The sequence below is a fragment of the Neoroseomonas rubea genome (assembly GCF_016106015.1).
Taxonomy (GTDB): domain Bacteria; phylum Pseudomonadota; class Alphaproteobacteria; order Acetobacterales; family Acetobacteraceae; genus Neoroseomonas; species Neoroseomonas rubea.
The window spans coordinates 1-1,665 of record NZ_JACADQ010000548.1 but is presented as its reverse complement, the minus strand read 5'-3'; the positions used below and the strand labels follow the sequence as shown (position 1 = coordinate 1,665).

The 1,665-nt window shown below is 74.9% G+C and carries 1 protein-coding gene; it reads right to left on the bottom strand.

Annotated features, from left to right (window positions below):
• On the bottom strand, positions 1-1,576 hold a 1,576-nt coding region (locus HW577_RS24710; protein WP_198378742.1), incomplete at its 3' end, for a formylglycine-generating enzyme family protein.
• Positions 1,577-1,665 lie beyond the last annotated feature (89 nt).

The window sequence follows — 1,665 nt, the reverse complement described above, 5'->3', positions numbered from 1 at the left end:
GCGTTGCCGCGGCCGGTGGCGCCGCGGCCTGGGCCGCCGGCGGCTGCATCCCCCGCCCGGCCGCCAGGACCTCCTCCCGCATCCGCTCGCGCGGCGGCATGCCGCGGTCGCGCGAATCCGCCGCGTGGCGCGTCGCGACATCCAGATAGGGCCGCAGTTCGGGTACGCCGCGCGCCTCGGTCTCCCGCGCCACCACGCCGGCTTCGGTCGTCAGCGTCGCGCGGTCCGCACCCCGGCCGAGATCGGCGACGATGCGCGCATAGCCATCCAGTGCCAGTTCACGCTCGACGCGCAGACCCTCGGCCGCGCGGGCCCAGTTGGCGCGCATCTCGGGGCTCGCCTGCACCACGTCGCCGCCATCGAGCAGCGCCTGGAAGCCATCGAGCCGCCGCTGCGACAGCACGGCCGACCGCCCGAGCACGGCGGCCCCTTCCAGCTGCGCGCGCACGCCAGCGCGTTCCTGCTCAAGCCGCGCGCGCTCGGTCGCCATCAGCCCGGCCTCGAGCCGATCCAGCCGTTGGCGCAGCGACGCATCGGCGCCCTCGCGGAGGGAGGCGATCTGCCGCCGCACCTGCTCGGCCTCCGTGTTGCTGGCGCGGCTTTCTTCCTCGAAGGCGCGGTTCAGCGCCTCGGCCCGGCGCAGGCTGGTCGTCACATGGGATGCAAGGACGAGGCGGAAGCCGACCGAGGCGAGCCGCGTCGGCTGCCCATCGGTCGCGTCATAGGGCGGGATTTCGATGCGCAGCGACGACCGCAGCGCCGCTTCGGGCGTGCGGTAGTCGCCGCCCTTGACCACGACGCCGCCAGCCTGCCCGTGCAGCCGCCCTACGCGCACGGCGCGGAAGGGTTCCAGCACCATCTCCCCGACATTGCCGAGCATGTCGTGCAGGCCGAGCGGATTGGGCTCCAGCATGCCCACGGGCTGGGCGCGGCCCGAGGCGGATCGCGGCCCCTGGAACCAGGCGTAGCGCGCCGTGCCTTCCGGCATGGGGAAGGTGCGGGCAAGGAAATCCAGCTCGCTGACGGCGGCACCGCCGCGCGCGGCGTATTCCCATTCCTCCTCGGTCGGCAGGCGCACGAAGGCGGGCGTGCCGTCCGCGCGCGGCAGGCGCGGCGCGGCGTTGCGCATCAACCAGGTCGTGTAGCGTTGGGAAAAAGCGACGGCGTCGAACCAGGACAGCGTCGCGGCGGGAAGCCGGCCGGCCGCCGACGGCGACGGGCAGCTCTCCTCCATCACCGCGGCGTATTGGTCCCGCGTCACCTCGTACTTGCCGATCCAGAAGATCGCGCCTTCGCGGCCCTCGGCGGCGAAGGGGCCCGCCACGGCCTCCCGCCGCGCGAATTCGGCGATGCCGCCCGCAGGATCCGTGGTGCCGAGCGTGACCGGCCTGTCATCCAGCGCGCCGGGGCCGGAGGGCGTGGCGACCGGGCGGAAGGCCATGGCGCCGCCACACGGCATGGGCAGCACCAGGTCGCCATCCGCAGCGCGGGGATTGGAGAAATCCTCCGGCCAGGGCGCCTGGGCGGCGGCCGGAGCCGCCAGCAGGGCCAGCACGGCAAGAGTCGCGGCACGCATCCTTCAGCCCTCCGCCAGGCCCTGCGCGGGCGGCACCGATGCCGCGCGCAGCCCGGCCAGCACCGCCGCGAGCACCGCGCCCGCCAGCG